The following is a 17385-nucleotide window of genomic DNA, read 5'->3' on the forward strand; positions in this document are numbered from 1 at the left end:
AGCCGAGAGGGGATTTGCAGTGCTCGAAAGATTGAAAACAACACAGACAATGTCGGGGTATAGACGAATTTAGTGGCGAGGGAGCTTGCTCCCGTTCGGCTGCGAAGCAGCCGTGAGCCGATGGACTCGGTCGGCCTGATGCGGCGCATCCAACGGGTTTTGGGGCTGCTTCACTGCCCAACGGGAGCAAGTTCCCTCGCCACGGGCGCTACTTGAAACCAAGAGATCGCGCTTCTCGGCGAGCCCCTTCCTACAACCCAACCACCGCCGAGCGGTATGGCAAGTTCTGAGCACTGACTTACACTGCGATACACCAATGCGAACGAATCACTGTTCAATGCATCGATACATCCCACGGCAATCCGGGCATCACGTAATGATCTGGGTGAAGCCAACATGAAAACGGTCACGACCCTTTTCACCTGTCTACTCGCTGCCAGCGTATGCACGGCGGCGAGCACCTGTGTAATGGCTGCGCCAACCTACAAGACCAGCTTCGACTGTGGCGAGGCAAAGGCGCCTGTCGAAAAACTTATCTGTCGCGATCCGCAACTGGCGCAGATGGATATCGAACTGACGCGTCTTTATCGCCTGGCGCTCACGGATGAACATTCAGTGCCGCGTCCGGACAAAATCATGATCGACCAGCAGTTCTGGATCGATGCCCGTAATCAGTGCGCCTCCACACCTGTACCCAAGACGTGCACAGTCCGCAGTTATGCCGAGCGCGCGCACCAGCTGCGCCAAGGCTCGGCCATTGTGAGAACCAAGGACCCATACAGACTCACCGAGGGCCCCCTGGCTTTTCGTTGTACAGGGCTTAACCCGCTGGTTGCCGCCACCTTCTTCACCACGCAGCCGGGTGTCGTGTACCTGAAATGGGCGAACACCTCGATCGTCCTGAACCAGGAGCCGAGTGATTCGGGAACCCGATACACAGGCAAGGACTCCCAGGGAAATTACAGTTTCTGGCAAGACGGCGACGTGGTGCTATTCCAGAAGCCAGGCTCAGGGTCAATGAGTTGCAAGGCCGAGCCGGTCGGTTGATGTCTCTGGCGCAAGTCCGGCGCCCTACTCCCTACCCCAAAACCTGCACGCAAAAAAAAGCCCCGAAACCACATAAGGTACGGGGCTAAAAATTGGTTGGTTGCGGCCAACCAAAGGAGCATTTTTCAAAGCGGTTACGGGTTACAGGCAATCCTGCGCGGCACGTTCGAAACTCGAAGGCATGAAGTTCGACGCCAGCAAGTGGCGCTCATACAAAAACACCTTGCCGCCGTTCGGGGCTTTGTAGGCTTCCAGAACGTTGTCCGCGGCGACTTTGCTCGGCACCACGATCCGGTAGCTGCGCTGGGTTTGCGAGACCGTCGGGTTCAGTGCGTTGCCCTGCAACTTCGGCACCACGCAATCGGCGTACTCGGCAGGCGTTTTTTTCGTCTGCAAGGTCAGCGTCGGGTCGTTCGGCGCAGAGGCACAACCGGCCAGCAGCAAGGTGGCAACAGCCATGGCAGGAACAAATAAAGGGCGCATCGGTGCAGTCCTGAAGTAAAAAATCTGTTTCGTTGCGCAACGGGTCACTGTCGTTGCGGTTATGGTCCGGGTGTTCAGCCAGCAGTCACCAGGGTTTTGAGCGAGTCATCGAACTGCTTCAAGGCGCTGAGTTGCAGGTCGCGTTGCTGATCGATCTGGGCGGCAATCTCGGCTGCAGCTTTACGGTGTACCCAGACCGAAGGCATTTGTTTCTCGACGGCGCCTTCGGCCTTGCCGATGTATTGCAGGTTGGCGTCGTAGAACCGTGCGGCGAAACGCGCTTCGACCTGACTGTTGCGTTGGGTCAGCAGACGGTTATGGGTATCGAGCATCACCACCACATCCGGATGGGCCTGCAACAACGCATCGAGGTTGTCGTAGACGGTCACCGATAGGAACTGCTGCTGTAACGAACTCATCAGCCAGTCGATTGCCAACTCTGGGTCGGAGCTGTTGATGAACGCGTCGCGAATCCGCGCATCCAGCGCATCGCGCGCGCCGTTCACCGCCACATCGTGGTAACGCTCGAGGTATTGCAGGTTGTCCAGGGTGTTTTCGCTGTACAGCACACCGACGGTTTGCGAATGCTGCAACCCGGTACTGGCGCCGGCGATGGGCAGAAAATGGCACGATTGGGCGTCGTCTGCGTAGGCGGTTGCAGCAGTAGCAACCCCGCCCATCAACAGGGCGACAATTGCCAGTCGGGTCAATGTCTTCATCGCGCAAATTCCTTGAGCTGCGTCTTCGATGGAGGCGATTTTCCGCCTTTACCCGACCCAGCAGAACTTGCGTTTCTTGATTGTCACTATCACTTGAACCGATAGTTGCGCCGCGTGCCGATTATTTGCTCTTTCCTTCAAGTGCCTCTTCGGTCAAGCGACGCTCAGCTGATTTCTCCCCTGCGATTTCGCCGCGTAAAGCGCGCGATCTGCACGACCGATCAGTGCCTTTTCATCAGGGTCGCTGCCGTCGGCGACATATGTCGCCAACCCCAGGCTGACGGTCACGATACCTAACGGGCTCGACAAATGCGCAAGTTGCTCGGCCGCAATACACGACAGGATCGCCTCGGCAACCGTTCGCGCTCCTGATTCGTCCGTATTGGGCATCACCACGGCGATTTCTTCCCCGCCATAGCGAGCTGTCATGTCACCTGGGCGACGGACACAGTGCTTGATCGCCTGACCTATGATCCGCAGACATTCGTCTCCAGCGAGATGGCCGTAGTGATCGTTGTAGCGTTTGAAAAAGTCCACATCGATCAAAATCAGTGACAACGGGCTTGCAAGTCGCTTGGCACGTTTGAATTCGACATCCAGAAACTGATCGAAATGCCGGCGGTTGGCGAGGCCGGTGAGTTTGTCCTCGCTGGCGAGAACTTCCAGCGTCTGGTTAAGCTCGATCAGTGCGGTTTGGGTGGCGAGCAATTTTTCCTCCGCCCGAATACGCCGACTGATGTGGGAAATCAGCCTGCGCCCCAGTGCGACCAGGAGCCCCAACAACAGCAGCACCACAGCGACAGATTGCTTTGTCTGACTGAGCCACGCTTGCGTTGCCTCGGCCTGCCCCACCGCAACCGTCGTGACGACAGGATATTGATCGCTTCTCTTGAACGCGTAGAGGCGATGGATGCCATCGACATTCGACGCAAAATCCACGGTGCCCGATGAGGTATTGCGCAAGTATTCGGAGAATATGGGCGCGCGCGACAGATCACGACCGATGTCTTCCACTTGAAAGGGATACCGCACCAGCAGGCTCCCTTCGGATGAGGTCAGGCTGATCGCGCCGAATTGCCCCACGTGGATGCTTCGATAAAGTTTGAGGAAATGTTCAAGGCTGATGGTCGCAGCGATCACCCCCGCAAAACTTCCATCAGGGTGATCGATGCGTCGGCTGACGGAAATCACCCAGGTGCAAGTGACACGGCTGAGAATCGCCGGGCCGATATAGATACCGCGATCCGCAACGTCTCGGTGATGCTTGAAGAACGCCCGATCTGCGTTGTTGCTATTGGATGAGATCAGTGTGTCGGTCGAAAATAGCCAGTCCCCCTGGGCGTCGTACAGCACCACGCTATTCAATTGGGGGAGCGCATCCATCTGCTGGGCAACCAACTTGCTCAGCCGTTCGAGTTGCTCCGGGCCGGTGCCGTCTTTCTCGATCCTTTCTGTCAGGCCCAGCAACAGCACTTCACTTTGCTTGAAGGTGCCCTCGGTGTAAGTGTTGAGCGCCTGAGTCAGGTTCAATGTATCGGTATTGATGTCGCTCAAGGTGTTCTGTCGGGCTGTCCATGTCTGCCAGGCCGTCAGCAGCACCACGGAGACACACACCAGAAAGATCAGAAAAGTGGCAAGTCGAAGATCGCGTTTCAAGGAAGTACCGGGCTGTTGAGTACACTGGCGTCAAAGGCTGTGCATTATAGAAGGCTTTTGGCCAGCATTGCTGATGCATTTGGATAGTTCAGCCCTGCGCCGGGAATGCTTCCACTCTTAGTTTCTCCATCACCAGTTCAATGAAAGCCGATACCGCCAACGGCAGATGCTGCCGGCTCGGGTAAAGCACGTGCAGACCAAAGCCCGCGCGCTGGAAGTGCGGCAACACACGTACAAGTCGGCCCGCCTGAAGATCGAGTATGGCGAGCGTCGGCGGCAGCAGTGCGATGCCCAGGCCGGCCACCGTAGCCTTGCGCAGTGCCTGGGCCGTGTTACCGGAAAAACGGCTGGCGATTTGCACCTCCTCCTCCACGCCCTCTGGTCCGGTCAGACGCCAGGTGGTGAAGCCGCTGGGATGGGCGAAACTCACGCAGTCATGGTTCACCAGGTCCTGCAGCGTACCGGGCATACCGCGAGCAGCGATGTAAGCCGGACTCGCCACCAAGCCCTCGCTGCCTGCACTGAAGAGCTGGCGCCCGACGTAACCTGAGTCTTGCAGCGGACCGCCGCGAAACGCGATGTCGATACGCTCGGCAATCAAGTCGGCACGGGCGTCACTGAGCACGAAGTCAAGCCGCACCCGCGGATGCGCGGCAAGAAAGTCAGCCACCCATTCCATGGGGAAGAAGTCGAAGAAATCCGCCGTCGCGGCAATGCGCACCAAGCCGCTGGGTTCCTGGCTGCCCGTCATCAACTCGTGCCCCGCCTCGATCAGCCCGTCCACGGCGCCCACGCAGCGCTCGTGAAAAGCCTGCCCGGCATGGGTCAGCGTCAACTTGCGCGTGGAGCGTTGCAGCAGTCGTGTGTCGAGTTGTGCCTCGAGCTGCTGGACACGCCGGCTGACGGTGTTGGGCGGCATGCCCAGTCGCCGCGCCGCTTCGGCAAAGCTGCCGCTGCGGACCACTTGGACAAACAAGGCAATGTCATTCAAGTCGAGCATAAGGCGATAATTCCAGCAAAAAATGGACGAGCTCAATCCAATTGTGCCATCTAATCAACCAATCCGGGCACGCTTATCCTTCTTGCATCGCGGCAGTTAGCCCTCTAACTGCGTAAACCACAGGCAAGGACATCGTTCCCCATGACTCAAACTTCATCCCTCTCCCCTATTCAAAACCGCATCCTTTGGGGTGTTCGCATCTTTCTGGCCTTGGCGTTCGCTGCGGCCGGCATCGCCAAGCTGGCCAGCGCTCCGCAGATGGTTCAGGTGTTCGATGCCGTCGGCCTTGGGCAATGGTTCCGCTACCTCACCGGTGCCATTGAAGTGGCTGGCGCTGTGTTGCTGCTCATCCCGGTCACGAGCTTTTTCGCCGGGCTGCTGCTGACGGCGACCATGACCGGCGCAGTGGTCACGCATCTGTTCGTGATTGGCGGCAATCCCGCCCCTGCCCTGGTGCTGTTGGCGATGTCTGCCTTCGTGGCCTGGCGGCAGAAGCCCGCGGCCTTGCTCGGTGCAGCGCGCTGATCCATCCCAAGGCGATCGGCTCAAGACTTGAGGAAAACCTATGAACAGCATCATCGCAACACCAACGCGCGCCATCGTTCACCGCACATCCGGCAGCACTCACGGGCCGATCACGCGACTCATGAGCCCTGGCGACCTGGGCCAGTTGTTGAAGCCTTTTGTGTTTCTTGATCTCTTCGGCTTCAAGCCCCAAGGCGGGCAGAAAGGTTTCGGCATGCACCCGCATTCAGGGATCGCAACACTGACCTACATGATTGAGGGCGGCGTGGAGTACGAAGACACCACGGGCAAGACGGGCGTGCTGCCCACCGAAGGTGTGGAGTGGATGCGCGCCGGTAATGGCGTGTGGCACGACGCTAAACCAGTCGGCGACAGCTCAATATCGGGCTTCCAACTCTGGGTCGCCCTGCCCGCTTCACACGAAAACACACCGGCGGAAAGCCTCTACCTGGCGCCCTCGCAGATCCCGCAAGCAGGCCCGGCGCGTGTGCTGCTCGGACGCTATGGCGCAGCGCAAAGCGCGATTGCAGCACCTTCGGACATGAACTACCTCGTCGTGTGCTTGAAAGATGGAGAACGCTGGCGCTACACACCTCCCGCCGGCCACAACGTGGCGTGGCTGGCGGTCAATGCCGGTCGGCTGGGCGTTGGTGGCCCGGTCAATACTGGCGAGTTGGCGGTGTTCGAGGAGTCAGACCAACCCATCGATTTCGTGGCGCACGGCGACACGTCTTTCGTGCTGGGCTCGGCGGTGAAGCACCCACATGATTTGGTGATGGGGCGTTATTCAGTACACACCAGCCGAGCGGCACTGGCGCAGGGCGAAGCTGAAATTCAGCGTATTGGCGCGCGTCTGTTTCATGAGGGACGGCTGGCCTAGCACTCGCTAATGCCATATCTGCATCACTTGGTAAAAACCTGATATGTTGTACGATGACAGATGAGTTTGCGTAATTCATCTGTCATCCTCGCACCTATAACAACAAGGAATTACCCATGAAAAAAGTGAAGCTGATTATCGGTTTTTTATGCCTGTTCAGTGGCTACGTGGCGGCCTCCCCCGCATCGAGCGAGAAGGATGTTGCCGCTGCGGTAGACCATCTGACTCAAGCGATGCTGACCAAAAACGTCCCTCAACTGAATGCGCTCACCGCTGAAAACCTGTCCTACGGGCATTCCAGCGGGAAAATCCAGGACAAGAAAGAATTCATCGCCGACATCGAAACCGGAAAAAGCGCTTTCAAAACGCTGGAGATGCAGAACCAGAAAATCACCGTCTCGGGTGATGTGGCGTTGGTCCGCCATCATTTTTCGGCGCAAGCCATCAAGGGCACCGAGATTGTTCCCACAGAAATCGAGAACTTTCAGATCTGGCAAAAGCAGCAAGGAAAATGGTTACTGGTAGGACGACAAGCGTTTCGGCTCTGACCTGGCGAGGGGTGTCAGGCAGTTGCAATGCTGGATGTGCCGGTCTCTTCGCGAGCAAGCCCGCTCCCACACTGGATTTTCTGTGAGCACAGTATTTGTGCACGCCAGCGATCACATGTGGGAGCCTGCTCGCGATGGCGTCCGTCGCTACCACTAAACAGCAGCCTTGAACCCCTCCTCCCGCTGCAACGCCCGAGCCTGAATCACATCCAGCAAGGCACAGCCTTCACGCGTCAGCAGATGCACCGCCCGGGTGACGCGGGTCAGGTCGCAGTCGGAAATACCTTTGAGGTTGAGACTGGACAAGGTGTCCATCAGATCGCGAACCACGGTGAAGCGATGCATGGCGCAGGCGGCCAGGTCGCTGAGTTCTTTGTGGGTGTTGATGAAGAGCACCGGGGATTCGGCGTCGTAGGTGTCGATGGGGAGGTAACGCGGCATGACTTGGTCGGACATCGATGTAACTCCTGTAATTAGAGCTACCACCCTTCGCGGCCAAACGAAGAAGGTGGCAGCCGTACGCGGGTTGGCCGACCGGACAGGAGACCGGCACACCCGAGGGTGTCCCACGCACAGCCGCCATAACACAAAGGTGTTCGGTAGCTGAACGTTCCTGTATCGACCGGCCAAGGTCGTTCGCGGTGTTTTCCGCGAGCCCGAACTATAGGGGTCGATACCAAAACGCGGCAACAGGGTACGTTGTAGGAAACGTCTTGGAAAGTTGTGCGCCACAACGTGGACCGTTGTGGACTGCCCGCCAAACGCGTGTTTGCCCAGAATGCTTAATCATCCTCATGCAACTTGATCCCACGCTTATGCAGCAGATACGGCACCAGCAACACCAACAACGTCAACGCCAGCACCGACGCCGCAATCGGTTGCGTCACAAATATCATCCAGTCGCCCTGGCTGATGGATAAAGCATTACGCAGCTGTTTTTCCGCCATCGGCCCCAGCAGCATGCCGACGATCACCGGGGCGACGGGGAAGTCGAAGCGGCGCATCAATACCCCGGCCCAGCCGATACCCAGCATCAGGAACAAGTCGAAGGATGAGTGGCGCATGCCGTACACGCCAATGGTGGCGAATACCAGGATCCCGGCGTTCAGGTACGGCCGAGGGATTTGCAAGAGTTTGACCCACAGCCCCACCAGCGGCAGGTTCAGCACCAGCAGGATGACGTTGCCGATATACAAAGAGGCCACCAGGGTCCAGACCAACTCGCCCGAGGTCTGGAACAGCAGCGGCCCCGGTTGCAGGTTGTAGTTCTGGAACGCCGCCAACAGAATCGCCGCCGTGGCGGAGGTCGGTATGCCCAGGGTCAGCAGCGGCACCAGTGAGCCGGTGGCGCTCGCGTTGTTCGCCGCCTCGGGACCTGCGACGCCTTCGATGGCGCCTACGCCCTTGCTGGCGGCGAATTCTTTCGGGTACTTGCTGAGTTTGCGTTCAGTGGAATAGGACAGGAACGTCGGGATTTCCGCGCCACCGGCCGGAATCGATCCGAAGGGAAAACCGATCAAGGTGCCCCGTAACCACGCCGGGACCGAGCGTTTCCAGTCGGCGCGAGTCATCCATAACGAGGTCAAGCGGTGTCGGCCGGCCGTTTCTTCCTTTTGGTAAAGCACGCCGTACAAGGCCTCACCGACTGCAAACAACCCCACCGCGACCAGCACCACTTCGATGCCATCGACCAATTCGGGAACCCCCAAGGTGTAGCGGGCAATGCCTGACGTCGAGTCGAGGCCGATCAAACCGATGGTCAGCCCGATGCCCAATGACGCAAAGCCGCGCAGCATCGACGCGCCGAGCACTGCCGACACGGTGGTGAAGGCCAGCACCAGAATCGCGAAATACTCCGCCGGCCCGAATTTCAGCGCCAGCGTGGCCACCAGGGGCGCGAACAACGTCAGCAAGATCGTTGCGATGGTGCCAGCCACGAATGAACCGATGGCGGCCGTTGCCAGCGCCGGGCCTGCCCGTCCGTTGCGGGCCATGAGGTTGCCTTCCAGGGCCGTGACCATCGAGGATGACTCCCCTGGCGTGTTGAGCAGGATCGAGGTGGTGGAGCCGCCAAACTGAGCGCCGTAATAGATGCCGGCGAACATGATCAGTGCCCCGGTCGGATCGACCTTGGCGGTAATCGGCAGCAGCAAGGCGACGGTCAGCGCCGGGCCGATCCCCGGCAATACGCCAATTGCAGTGCCCAGCAGACAACCGATAAAACCCCACATCAGATTGATCGGCGTCAGCGCGCCAGCGAAGCCGACGGCCAGATTCGAGAGAATATCCACCTTGTCGACCTCCTACGGCCTGAATCAGATCCAGGCGTTGATCAAGGGCGGAAGGGAAACCCCTAGCCCGGCGGTGAAAAGCCAGTAGATCGGCAGCGTCAGGGCAATGCCGATGGCCAGGTCTCGCACCGGGCTGCGACTGCCAAAGCCCCGCGCCGAACAGGCAAACAGCAATGCAGCAGCCAATACGAAGCCGATGTAGGAAATGAGCAACGCCACGCCCACCAGCCCTGCCGTAACCCAGGTCGCCCCGGACTTGCCGCCGGGCTCGGCCCCGGAAACTTCATGATCATCGGCGAGGTTGCGAAAACCACCGGTGAGCGCCTGATAGCCCATCAACAGACCAACGGCGCCCAGAAATGCCGCGACGGCATAGGGGTAGACATAGGCCGGCATGATGACGAAGCCCATCTCAGGGGGAAACCGCGAGGCGCCGACCGCCAATACCGCACTGATCACGACAATGCCGACGCCAATCGCCAGTTGAGCCGGCCTTACGCTCCAGCGCCCGGCCATCTCAAAGCAGCCCGACCTTGACCAGCATCGCGCGCAGGCGTCCGTGCTCCTCATCGACGAATTTGCCGAAATCATCCCCGGTCAGAATGCTCGGCGACCACGCATTGGCTTTTACGTTTTCCTGCCAGACGGCGCTTTTGGTGGCGGTCAGGACGGCTTCCGTCAGTGCCTTGCGCTGTTCAGGCGTCAGGCCCGCCGCGCCGTAAACACCCCGCCAGTTGCCGATCGTCACGTCGTAGCCAGACTCTTTGAGGGTCGGTGCGTCGATGCCTTCAACGCGGTTGGGCGCGCCGACGGCCAGTAAGCGGAACTGCTTGGACTGCACGTATTTGGCCAGTTCGGCGTAGCCGCCGGTGATCACCGTGATGTGGCCTCCCAACACCGCGGCGACGACTTCGCCGCCACCGGCGAAGGCAACGTAATTGACCTTGTTGACGGGGATGTCCATTTTGCTCGCCAGTTCGGCGATGCCTATGTGGTCGATCGACCCCTTGGAGCCACCGCCCCATTTGATGCTGGACGGGTTGGCTTTGAAGTCCTTGAGCAAGTCCTCCAGGTTTTTGTACGGCGAGTCGTCGCGTACGGCGATCACGTTGTATTCGGTAAACAGCCGGGCGATCGGGGTTACGTCCTTCAAGGTGATTTGCGGTTTGTTCTGCTCGATGGACGCGACCATGATCGCGCCGACCACGATCAGCGCATCGGGGTCGCCCTTGGTGGCGTTGGCAAATTGCGCCAACCCCAGGGTCCCGCCGGCGCCACCCTTGTTCTCGAAGGTGGCGGCTTTGGCCGTTTGGGCCTCGACCATGGCTTTGCCCAGGACTCGCGCGGTCTGGTCATAACCGCCACCCACGGAACCTGGGGCCATGAACTTGACGGTGTCCAGGGCAAAAACGGGTGATGCGAGTGCGGCGGCGGTAATGAAAGCGGCGAGGTTGCTGCTGAATCGACGGGCCAGTGCAAACATGAGACGTCTCCGGATAGCCGTTCTTGTTGTTTTCGATCAGGGAGAGCCCCTGTTCGGTGAGCATGCGTCTGGAAACAAGCGTAGGTCATAGATGTGTTTGTTGACGGCCTTTGTGCTGATGCGCCGTTAATCAAAGACAGCACATCGACTCAATATCCGCATCGAAATCTACGCAACCATAGGCCCTGTGAACCACCCACAATCCACTTGCAAGGACATCATCATGGCCATCGCAAAAGCAGCACCTGGCAAAACCCTGCTGAACCCAACCGACCACACCCTGATCATGATCGATCACCAGTCGCAAATGTCCTTTGCGACCAAGTCGATCGATGCCGTCACCCTGCGCAATAACGCCGCACTGGTGGCCAAGGCAGCCCGGGGCTTCAAGGTGTCGACCATCCTCACCACCGTTGCCGAGAAAAGCTTCTCCGGCCCGATTTTCGACGAAATCAAATCGGTGTTCCCGGAACACAAAGTGATCGACCGTACCAGCATGAACACCTGGGAAGACGAGCGCATTGCCGTTGAAGTCAACGCCATCGGCAAACAAAAAATCGTCCTGGCCGGCCTGTGGACCTCCGTGTGCATCGTTGGCCCGGCACTGTCGGCCCTCGACCAAGGCTTCGAGGTGTACTTCATCGCCGATGCCTGTGGCGATGTCTCCATCGAAGCCCATGAAATGGCCGTGCAACGCATGATCCAGCTCGGTGCCCGCCCAATGACTTCGCTGCAATACCTGCTTGAACTGCAGCGCGACTGGGCACGCACCGAGACTTACGACGAGACGGTGAAAACCTCCATCGCCAACGGTGGTGCCTATGGTCTGGGCCTGATCTACGCCAAGACCATGTTCCATGCCTCTGAAGGCCATTGAGAATAAATAGCGACTCTTCGGAGTCGCTGTTTCAAGCGGGAGATCAATCATGTTTTCTTTACAAACCCTCCCGCGCATTTCCGGGCGGAAGGACGTACCCAGGGCGTCCTTCTGGCTCTGCGTGTTTTTTGCCGGAACAGCCCTGGCGGATGAGGCACCGGATTCCGCGCAAGGATTTCTCGAGGGCGGGAAGCTTGAGGTGCTCAGTCGAAATTTCTTCCTCAACAGCGACTACCGCTCACCCCAGCCTTCGGGCAAGAACTACAAACAAGAGTGGGCTCAAGGCTTTATCGGCTCATTTGAATCCGGATTCACTCCCGGCACGCTAGGTTTCGGCGTCGACAGCCACGCTTTTATGGGGCTGAAGCTCGACGGCGGCAAAGGGCATTCGGGAACCGGGTTACTGCCGCTGGACAGTGACGGTCGCAGCGAAGACAACTATTCCAGTGCCGGTGGCGCGCTGAAAATCAGGGCCTCCCGAACCACCCTGGCCTTCGGTGAAATGACCGTGGAAACCCCGGTGTTCGACACCTCCGACAAACGCCTGCAACCGGAATACGCCACGGGCTTTCTGTTGAACAGCAACGAAATCGACAACATGAAACTGGTGGCTGGTCATTTCACGGCGTTCAAGAATCAGGACAACACAACAAGCAAGGGCAACTTTTATGGCTACGGTGCCAACACCGAAGCCGGTGGCATCACGTTTCTGGGCACCGACCTGTTCACAAACAGTCCTGTCGGCGGCGCGTTGTACGCCTCCGAGCTGAGCGACACCTGGCGCCAGTATTACGCCAACCTGCACCTGAAACAGTCCGCCGTGTTCCTCGACGCCAACCTGTACCGCACGCAGGACACCGGCAAGGCACTGGCCGGTGCCATCGACAACACCGCCTACAGCCTCTCGGGCAAATACACCCTTGATGCCCATGCCTTTACCCTGGCCTGGCAACGCATCAATGGCGACACACCGTTCGACTTCGTCGGTGGCGACTCGATTTACCTGGCCAACTCGATCAAGTACGCCGACTTCAACGGCGCCCATGAACGCTCCTGGCAGGCACGCTACGACCTCGACCTCGGCGCTTATGGCATCCCCGGCCTGAGCTTCATGACGCGTTATGTCCGGGGCAGCGACATCGACGGCACCCGTGCGCCCAAGGGTGGGGCCTACAACCCGTTCGACCCGACCATCGGCGAGTACGTACCTCAACAGGGCGATGGCGGGCGGCATTGGGAGCGCGATATCGACCTGCGCTACATCGTGCAGTCAGGTTCCGCGAAAGGTTTGTCACTGCAACTGTCCCATGTGTCTCATCGGGCCAACACCGCTCAGGCGGGCGATGACATCGACAGGGTTTACGTCGTCATCCAGTACCCGCTGACCTTCGGGCACCTGTGATCGACGTCACCGTGGAAATGGCGGAAGGCAGCCGGAGTCGAACCTGCCCGGGAACGGATGCCGTCCCCAACCGGGTTTGAAGCCCGGCCGCGCCACCGGGCGCGATTGCCTTCCTTGAAGTCAGACTGCGGTTTGTTGGGCCAGTGCATTGTCGAGCCGGATATGGCGTCGATCGCCAAAGCGGCGGGTCAGGCCGAGCCGGTCGAAGTATTCAAGAATCTGAATACTGCGCTTGCGCCCCAGGCCCACGGCATCGCGAAATGCGGCGACCTGAATCACCGGGTTTTCGCTGGCCAGTTGCACCAGCATAGCCGCCAATCGGCGCACCAGTGTTTCGGTGTAAAACAGGTCACGGACGATTTGATGCAGCAGTCCCAACCGGGCCATCTTGCGCAGCAGCAGGCGCACGGCAGCCTCGTCATGGCCAGTGGCTTTGGCCAGATCACGCACCCACGGCGGATCGAAACCCGCCTGTTCGAACAACGGCTGCAATTGTTGCCAGAGGGTTTCGTCGTCCTCGCTCAAGCGCACCTGGTGATCGGGTAAATGCAGCCACGGACCGCTGGCCGCCATTGCACCACTGGCCAGTAATTCGTCGAGCAGGCTGATAAAGGTCGACCGTTCCAGCACGCTGCCGGCGAAACGACGCAGGCGATCGCGGTCCGGTCCCATCTGGTCCGGTTCGAGTTGATGAAAGCGTGCGAGGTGTTCCAGCAGCGGCGCTTTCAGCGCTTCCCAACGCACCGCGCTGAACAAAAATGGCCCCTGCCGCGTATCGATGAGACGCACGTCATCGGGCAATTCCCAAGTCTCGCGCGGACGGTTGAACTGACGCTCCAGGCGCAGCGGATCGAGCCCGGTGTCGCTGTTGGCCAGCAGCGCCGGCAGCGCCGCTTCCAGGCTAATGGTAGTGGACAGCGCTTGTAGCTGCGCCAATCGCGCAGGGCTGCGACGATGTCGGGCCGGGGCGAACGGGTCCAGCACTCGGCCACCGCCAAGGGTGCGTTGGGCGCTTTGGTCGCGCAGGATCAAGCGGTCGCCCTTCACCGCCAACACCGGCGCATTGACCAGCAGTTGCGCGAACATCTGCCCGCCCGGTGCCAGGCTGGAACCTTCCAGCAAGGCCACCCGCCCCGTCACGTCCTGAGTGCCGAGATGCACATGCACCGGTTGAAAGTGTTCGAAGCTTCGCGCTTCGCTGGCCAACACGCTCATCTGGACATCCAGACGCTGGGTCGGCGCATGCAGCCATTCGGCCACCAGCCAGTGGCCACGGTGGATCTGCTCCAGGGCCAGACGCTCGGCACTCAGGTTCAGCGCGACGCGCTGCCCGGCCATTGCGTTGTCAGCGGCCTGGTTTTGCGCATGCAGGCCACGTACTCGCACCAGTTTGCCCTGCGGGCTCAACATCAGCGTATCGCCCACCGCCACCTGGCCGGACAACGCCGTACCGGTCACCACGATGCCGGCGCCGGCCACGCTGAAGGCCCGATCAATCGCCAGACGAAAACCGCCGCTGGCGCTGCGTTGAACAACCTCATGCTGTGCCTCCAGCAAAGCCTGACGCAGAGTCTCGATGCCCTCGCCGGTCACACTCGACAGTGCGATTTGCGGCGCGCCTGCATACGGTCCGGGCGCCAGTAATGCTTCGATCTGCTCACGAACAGCCTGCACCCGAGCCGAGTCAACCCGGTCGCACTTGCTGATTGCAATCAGAGCCCGAGGGATGCCCAGCAACTCGACAATCGCCAAGTGTTCACGGGTTTGCGGCATGACGCCGTCATCGGCCGCTACCACCAGCAACACCAGATCAATCCCTTGAGCGCCGGCCAACATGTTGTGGGTGAAGCGCTCATGGCCGGGCACGTCGATAAAACCGGTCAGGGCGGCGCCCGGCTCCAGCGCCGCATAGACATAGCCCAGGTCGATGGTCATGCCGCGTTCGCGTTCTTCGCGGCGACGATCACCGGCCTGCCCGGTCAGTGCCTGCAGCAAGGAAGTCTTGCCGTGATCGATATGCCCCGCCGTGCCGACAATCACCCGTCCCGGCCCTCCTCCTGCAGTTGATCGAATTGCGCCAGCTGATTGAGCTGCGCCAGCCATGCCGCTTCGTCATCGAGTTGACGCACGTCGAGCCACAAGGCGTCATCGTCAATGCGGCCGAGCACCGGAATGGGCAGTTGCCGCAATGCTGCCTCCAGCCCTAGCAACCGTCGCCCACGCAGGCGTTTCGAAACGTTTGGCCGCAGGCATAACGCCGCGCTGGGCAACCGGGCCACGGGTTGGCTGCCGCTGCCGATCATGCCTAACGCCGGAATCGCGCTGACGCTCCAGCCATCGCCCAGCACCTGCGCCAATGACGGTTGCAGGCGTTCGGCCTGGGCGAGGATGTCGGCTTGGGGCCGGGTCAATAGACGCAGACTCGGCAGTCGTTCGGCCAGACGATCGGGATCGCGGTACAGCGCCAAGACGGCTTCGAGGGCCGCCAGGGTCAATTTGTCGACCCGCAGGGCACGCTTGAGCGGATTTTTCTTGATCCTGGCGATCAGGTCTTTGCGGCCGACGATCAATCCGGCCTGAGGCCCGCCGAGCAGTTTGTCGCCGCTGAAGGTGACGATGTCCGCGCCGTCGAGCAACGCCTGGCGCACCGTCGGTTCGGCGGGCAACCCCCAGCGTGTCAGGTCCAGCAGGCTGCCGCTGCCGAGGTCTTCGAGCAAGGGCAGTCCGTGGCGGTGAGCCAGCTGCGCCAATTCCGCCGTCGGCACTCTCGCGGTGAAGCCTTCGATGCTGTAATTGCTCGCGTGTACGCGCATCAGCAGACCACTGCGCGGGCCGATGGCGGCCTCGTAATCGCGAGCATGGGTGCGGTTGGTGGTGCCCACTTCATGCAACCGCACCCCGGCGCGGGCCATGATGTCGGGAATGCGAAACGCGCCGCCGATTTCGATCAGCTCACCTCGGGAAATGATCCCTTCCTTGCGTGCGCCCAGGCTGTTGAGCGTCAGCAACACAGCGGCGGCATTGTTGTTGACCACGGTGACTGCTTCGGCGCCGGTCAGTTCGCGGATCAAGCCTTCGATCAAATCGTCCCGGTCGCCGCGCTTGCCGCTGTGCAGGTCGAATTCCAGATTGAGCGGATAACGGGCGGCCAGTTGCACTGCTTCAATGGCCTCCTCCGGTAACAATGCCCGCCCGAGGTTGGTATGCAGCACCGTACCGGTGAGGTTGAACACCCGGCGGATCTGGCTGCGATGCTGAATCGCCAGACGCTCACCTGCCCTCCCCGCTAATACGTCGGGGGCGATTTCAATGGCGGCGAGTTCACCGTTGTGCACCGGCTCGCGCAAGTCATCGAGCAATTGCCGCAGGCCGGCCAGCAGTGCGTCGTGTCCGTAACGCTCGGCCAGCGGTTGGCAGGCAGGATGGCGTAGCAGGCTGTCGATGGAAGGCAGCCGCAAGGTTTGGCCGGCGAGGGTTGCGGGCATCAGAGGCTCCCGGAAGCGAGTGACCGTCGCGTCTGAGTGTAGCCTCTGGGATCGATAAGCTCAGTCGCCTCCGGGTGCGAGCATCAAGTTGGGCGCTGGCCGCTGGTAACCTTCCTGCTCCAGACGCATGTCCAGCATCAGGCTGGACAGGTCCGCCGACAGGGCTTCGGCTTCGGCGTCGTTTTCCAGGTAGATCAGTTTCAGGTAGCTGTTGCAGCCGGGACAGACCTCCGCCCGCAGCGGTGCCTGATTGGCGGCGTGGCGATCATCCTCGAAGCTGACGTATTCAAGCCCCTTGCTCTGTTCGCAATACACGCATTTGACCCGCACCACATGCCATTCGCAGGCGCACAGCGAGCACACCAGATAACGCAAACCGTTGTATTTGCCGCGATGACGAATCACCCCGGCCATCGCCGGTGAACCGCAGGATGGGCATTGGCTGAGGCTGTCGCCGCGCGTCAGTTCAAGGTTGGGCGTGCTCAGCAGCCAATAACTCCAGGCCACTTGCAGCGCGGCGCCGAGAAACGGCACCAGCGCTGCCGGCAGCATCGAGTACTGGCCGCTGACCAGGGCAATCGCCCACGCCTTGAGCAACCCAGGGTTCGCGCTGCGCAACGTCGCCACGGCGTTTTCTACCGCCGAGTGTGGCAATGGCTGATAGCGCTGCAACAAGGCCTCGAGGTATGGCAGCCAAACGTTTTCGCGCACCAGGCTGTCGGCAGCGAACGGCGGCAAGCCATGTTCTACGCACAATCGCAGGCGTTCGGGGTCGGGCATGGTCGCCACGGGCGGATCGTCCATCAGCTGCTGCTGGACATGACACAACCCCGCGATCAAACGCAGATAGTCCGCCATGGGATGGCCGTCGGCCAAACGTTCCAGGCGCAACGCGCGCAGGGTGAACAGGTTGTTCGGCGGCAGGTACAGAAACGGCGGTGAACTCGCCGCCGCTTCTATTTGCCCGGGCTCGAGGATTGTGGCCAAGG

The 17385-nt window shown here is 60.2% G+C and carries 17 protein-coding genes and 1 tRNA gene; 6 read left to right on the forward strand and 12 right to left on the reverse strand.

Features of this window, described 5'->3' with window-relative positions; translation table 11 throughout:
* The first annotated feature begins 396 nt into the window (after positions 1–396).
* Positions 397–1047 carry an MliC family protein gene (locus AF70_RS05375; protein WP_028940581.1) on the forward strand — a complete coding sequence of 217 codons (651 nt, stop codon included), beginning with the start codon at positions 397–399 and terminating at the stop codon, positions 1045–1047.
* A 141-nt stretch (positions 1048–1188) separates the two neighbouring features.
* Here AF70_RS05375 and AF70_RS05380 read toward each other — a convergent pair whose 3' ends face one another.
* The 4 genes from AF70_RS05380 to AF70_RS05395 all read right to left on the reverse strand — a co-directional run bounded on the left by AF70_RS05380 (position 1189) and on the right by AF70_RS05395 (position 4905).
* Positions 1189–1530, reverse strand: coding sequence for a hypothetical protein (locus tag AF70_RS05380; protein WP_028940580.1), 342 nt, complete (start codon positions 1528–1530; stop codon positions 1189–1191).
* Between the two features lie 74 nt (positions 1531–1604).
* Positions 1605–2249, reverse strand: coding sequence for a hypothetical protein (locus tag AF70_RS05385; protein ID WP_019578963.1), 645 nt, complete (start codon positions 2247–2249; stop codon positions 1605–1607).
* A gap of 153 nt (positions 2250–2402) precedes the next feature.
* Positions 2403–3905 carry a sensor domain-containing diguanylate cyclase gene (locus AF70_RS05390; protein ID WP_032831129.1) on the reverse strand — a complete coding sequence of 501 codons (1503 nt, stop codon included), beginning with the start codon at positions 3903–3905 and terminating at the stop codon, positions 2403–2405.
* An 88-nt stretch (positions 3906–3993) separates the two neighbouring features.
* Positions 3994–4905 (reverse strand): LysR family transcriptional regulator, encoded by a 912-nt coding sequence (locus AF70_RS05395; protein ID WP_019578965.1) that lies wholly within the window; start codon positions 4903–4905, stop codon positions 3994–3996.
* Positions 4906–5046: 141 nt separating this feature from the next.
* Here AF70_RS05395 and AF70_RS05400 point away from each other — a divergent pair, with 141 nt between their 5' ends.
* From AF70_RS05400 to AF70_RS05410, 3 genes are all read left to right on the forward strand, one after another.
* Positions 5047–5430, forward strand: a complete 384-nt coding sequence (locus tag AF70_RS05400; RefSeq protein WP_019578966.1) for a DoxX family protein — start codon at positions 5047–5049, stop codon at positions 5428–5430.
* A gap of 40 nt (positions 5431–5470) precedes the next feature.
* The gene (locus AF70_RS05405) at positions 5471–6310 is read left to right on the forward strand and encodes a pirin family protein (RefSeq protein ID WP_018925956.1); all 840 of its coding nucleotides are present in this window, start codon (positions 5471–5473) and stop codon (positions 6308–6310) included.
* Between the two features lie 116 nt (positions 6311–6426).
* Positions 6427–6858: a nuclear transport factor 2 family protein gene (locus AF70_RS05410; protein WP_018925957.1), complete on the forward strand. Its 432-nt coding sequence runs from the start codon at positions 6427–6429 to the stop codon at positions 6856–6858.
* Positions 6859–7011: 153 nt separating this feature from the next.
* Here AF70_RS05410 and AF70_RS05415 read toward each other — a convergent pair whose 3' ends face one another.
* The 4 genes from AF70_RS05415 to AF70_RS05430 all read right to left on the reverse strand — a co-directional run bounded on the left by AF70_RS05415 (position 7012) and on the right by AF70_RS05430 (position 10632).
* On the reverse strand, positions 7012–7314 hold the full coding sequence (locus AF70_RS05415) for a hypothetical protein (RefSeq protein WP_018925958.1): 303 nt from the start codon (positions 7312–7314) through the stop codon (positions 7012–7014).
* A gap of 326 nt (positions 7315–7640) precedes the next feature.
* Entirely contained in the window at positions 7641–9149 is a 1509-nt protein-coding gene (locus AF70_RS05420) for a tripartite tricarboxylate transporter permease (protein WP_018925959.1), read from the reverse strand.
* Between the two features lie 24 nt (positions 9150–9173).
* Entirely contained in the window at positions 9174–9665 is a 492-nt protein-coding gene (locus AF70_RS05425; protein ID WP_018925960.1) for a tripartite tricarboxylate transporter TctB family protein, read from the reverse strand.
* A gap of 1 nt (position 9666) precedes the next feature.
* Positions 9667–10632: a tripartite tricarboxylate transporter substrate binding protein gene (locus AF70_RS05430; protein WP_028940579.1), complete on the reverse strand. Its 966-nt coding sequence runs from the start codon at positions 10630–10632 to the stop codon at positions 9667–9669.
* A gap of 223 nt (positions 10633–10855) precedes the next feature.
* Here AF70_RS05430 and AF70_RS05435 point away from each other — a divergent pair, with 223 nt between their 5' ends.
* Both AF70_RS05435 and AF70_RS05440 read left to right on the forward strand, forming a co-directional pair.
* Entirely contained in the window at positions 10856–11509 is a 654-nt protein-coding gene (locus AF70_RS05435) for a hydrolase (protein WP_028940578.1), read from the forward strand.
* Between the two features lie 49 nt (positions 11510–11558).
* Positions 11559–12911, forward strand: coding sequence for an OprD family porin (locus AF70_RS05440; RefSeq protein WP_026331657.1), 1353 nt, complete (start codon positions 11559–11561; stop codon positions 12909–12911).
* Between the two features lie 18 nt (positions 12912–12929).
* On the opposite strand, the gene AF70_RS05445 is transcribed toward AF70_RS05440, so the two are convergent.
* From AF70_RS05445 to fdhE, 4 genes are all read right to left on the reverse strand, one after another.
* Positions 12930–13025 (reverse strand) — tRNA-Sec (locus tag AF70_RS05445).
* A gap of 6 nt (positions 13026–13031) precedes the next feature.
* Positions 13032–14951, reverse strand: a complete 1920-nt coding sequence (gene selB, locus AF70_RS05450; protein ID WP_028940577.1) for a selenocysteine-specific translation elongation factor — start codon at positions 14949–14951, stop codon at positions 13032–13034.
* Positions 14948–16396 (reverse strand): L-seryl-tRNA(Sec) selenium transferase, encoded by a 1449-nt coding sequence (selA, locus tag AF70_RS05455; protein ID WP_028940576.1) that lies wholly within the window; start codon positions 16394–16396, stop codon positions 14948–14950. The genes selB and selA overlap by 4 nt, the downstream gene beginning before the upstream one ends.
* Positions 16397–16456: 60 nt before the next feature.
* Positions 16457–17383: a formate dehydrogenase accessory protein FdhE gene (fdhE, locus tag AF70_RS05460; RefSeq protein ID WP_028940575.1), complete on the reverse strand. Its 927-nt coding sequence runs from the start codon at positions 17381–17383 to the stop codon at positions 16457–16459.
* Positions 17384–17385: the final 2 nt, after the last annotated feature.

It is taken from the genome of Pseudomonas sp. KD5, from assembly GCF_012932895.1.
In the GTDB taxonomy this organism is placed as follows: domain Bacteria; phylum Pseudomonadota; class Gammaproteobacteria; order Pseudomonadales; family Pseudomonadaceae; genus Aquipseudomonas.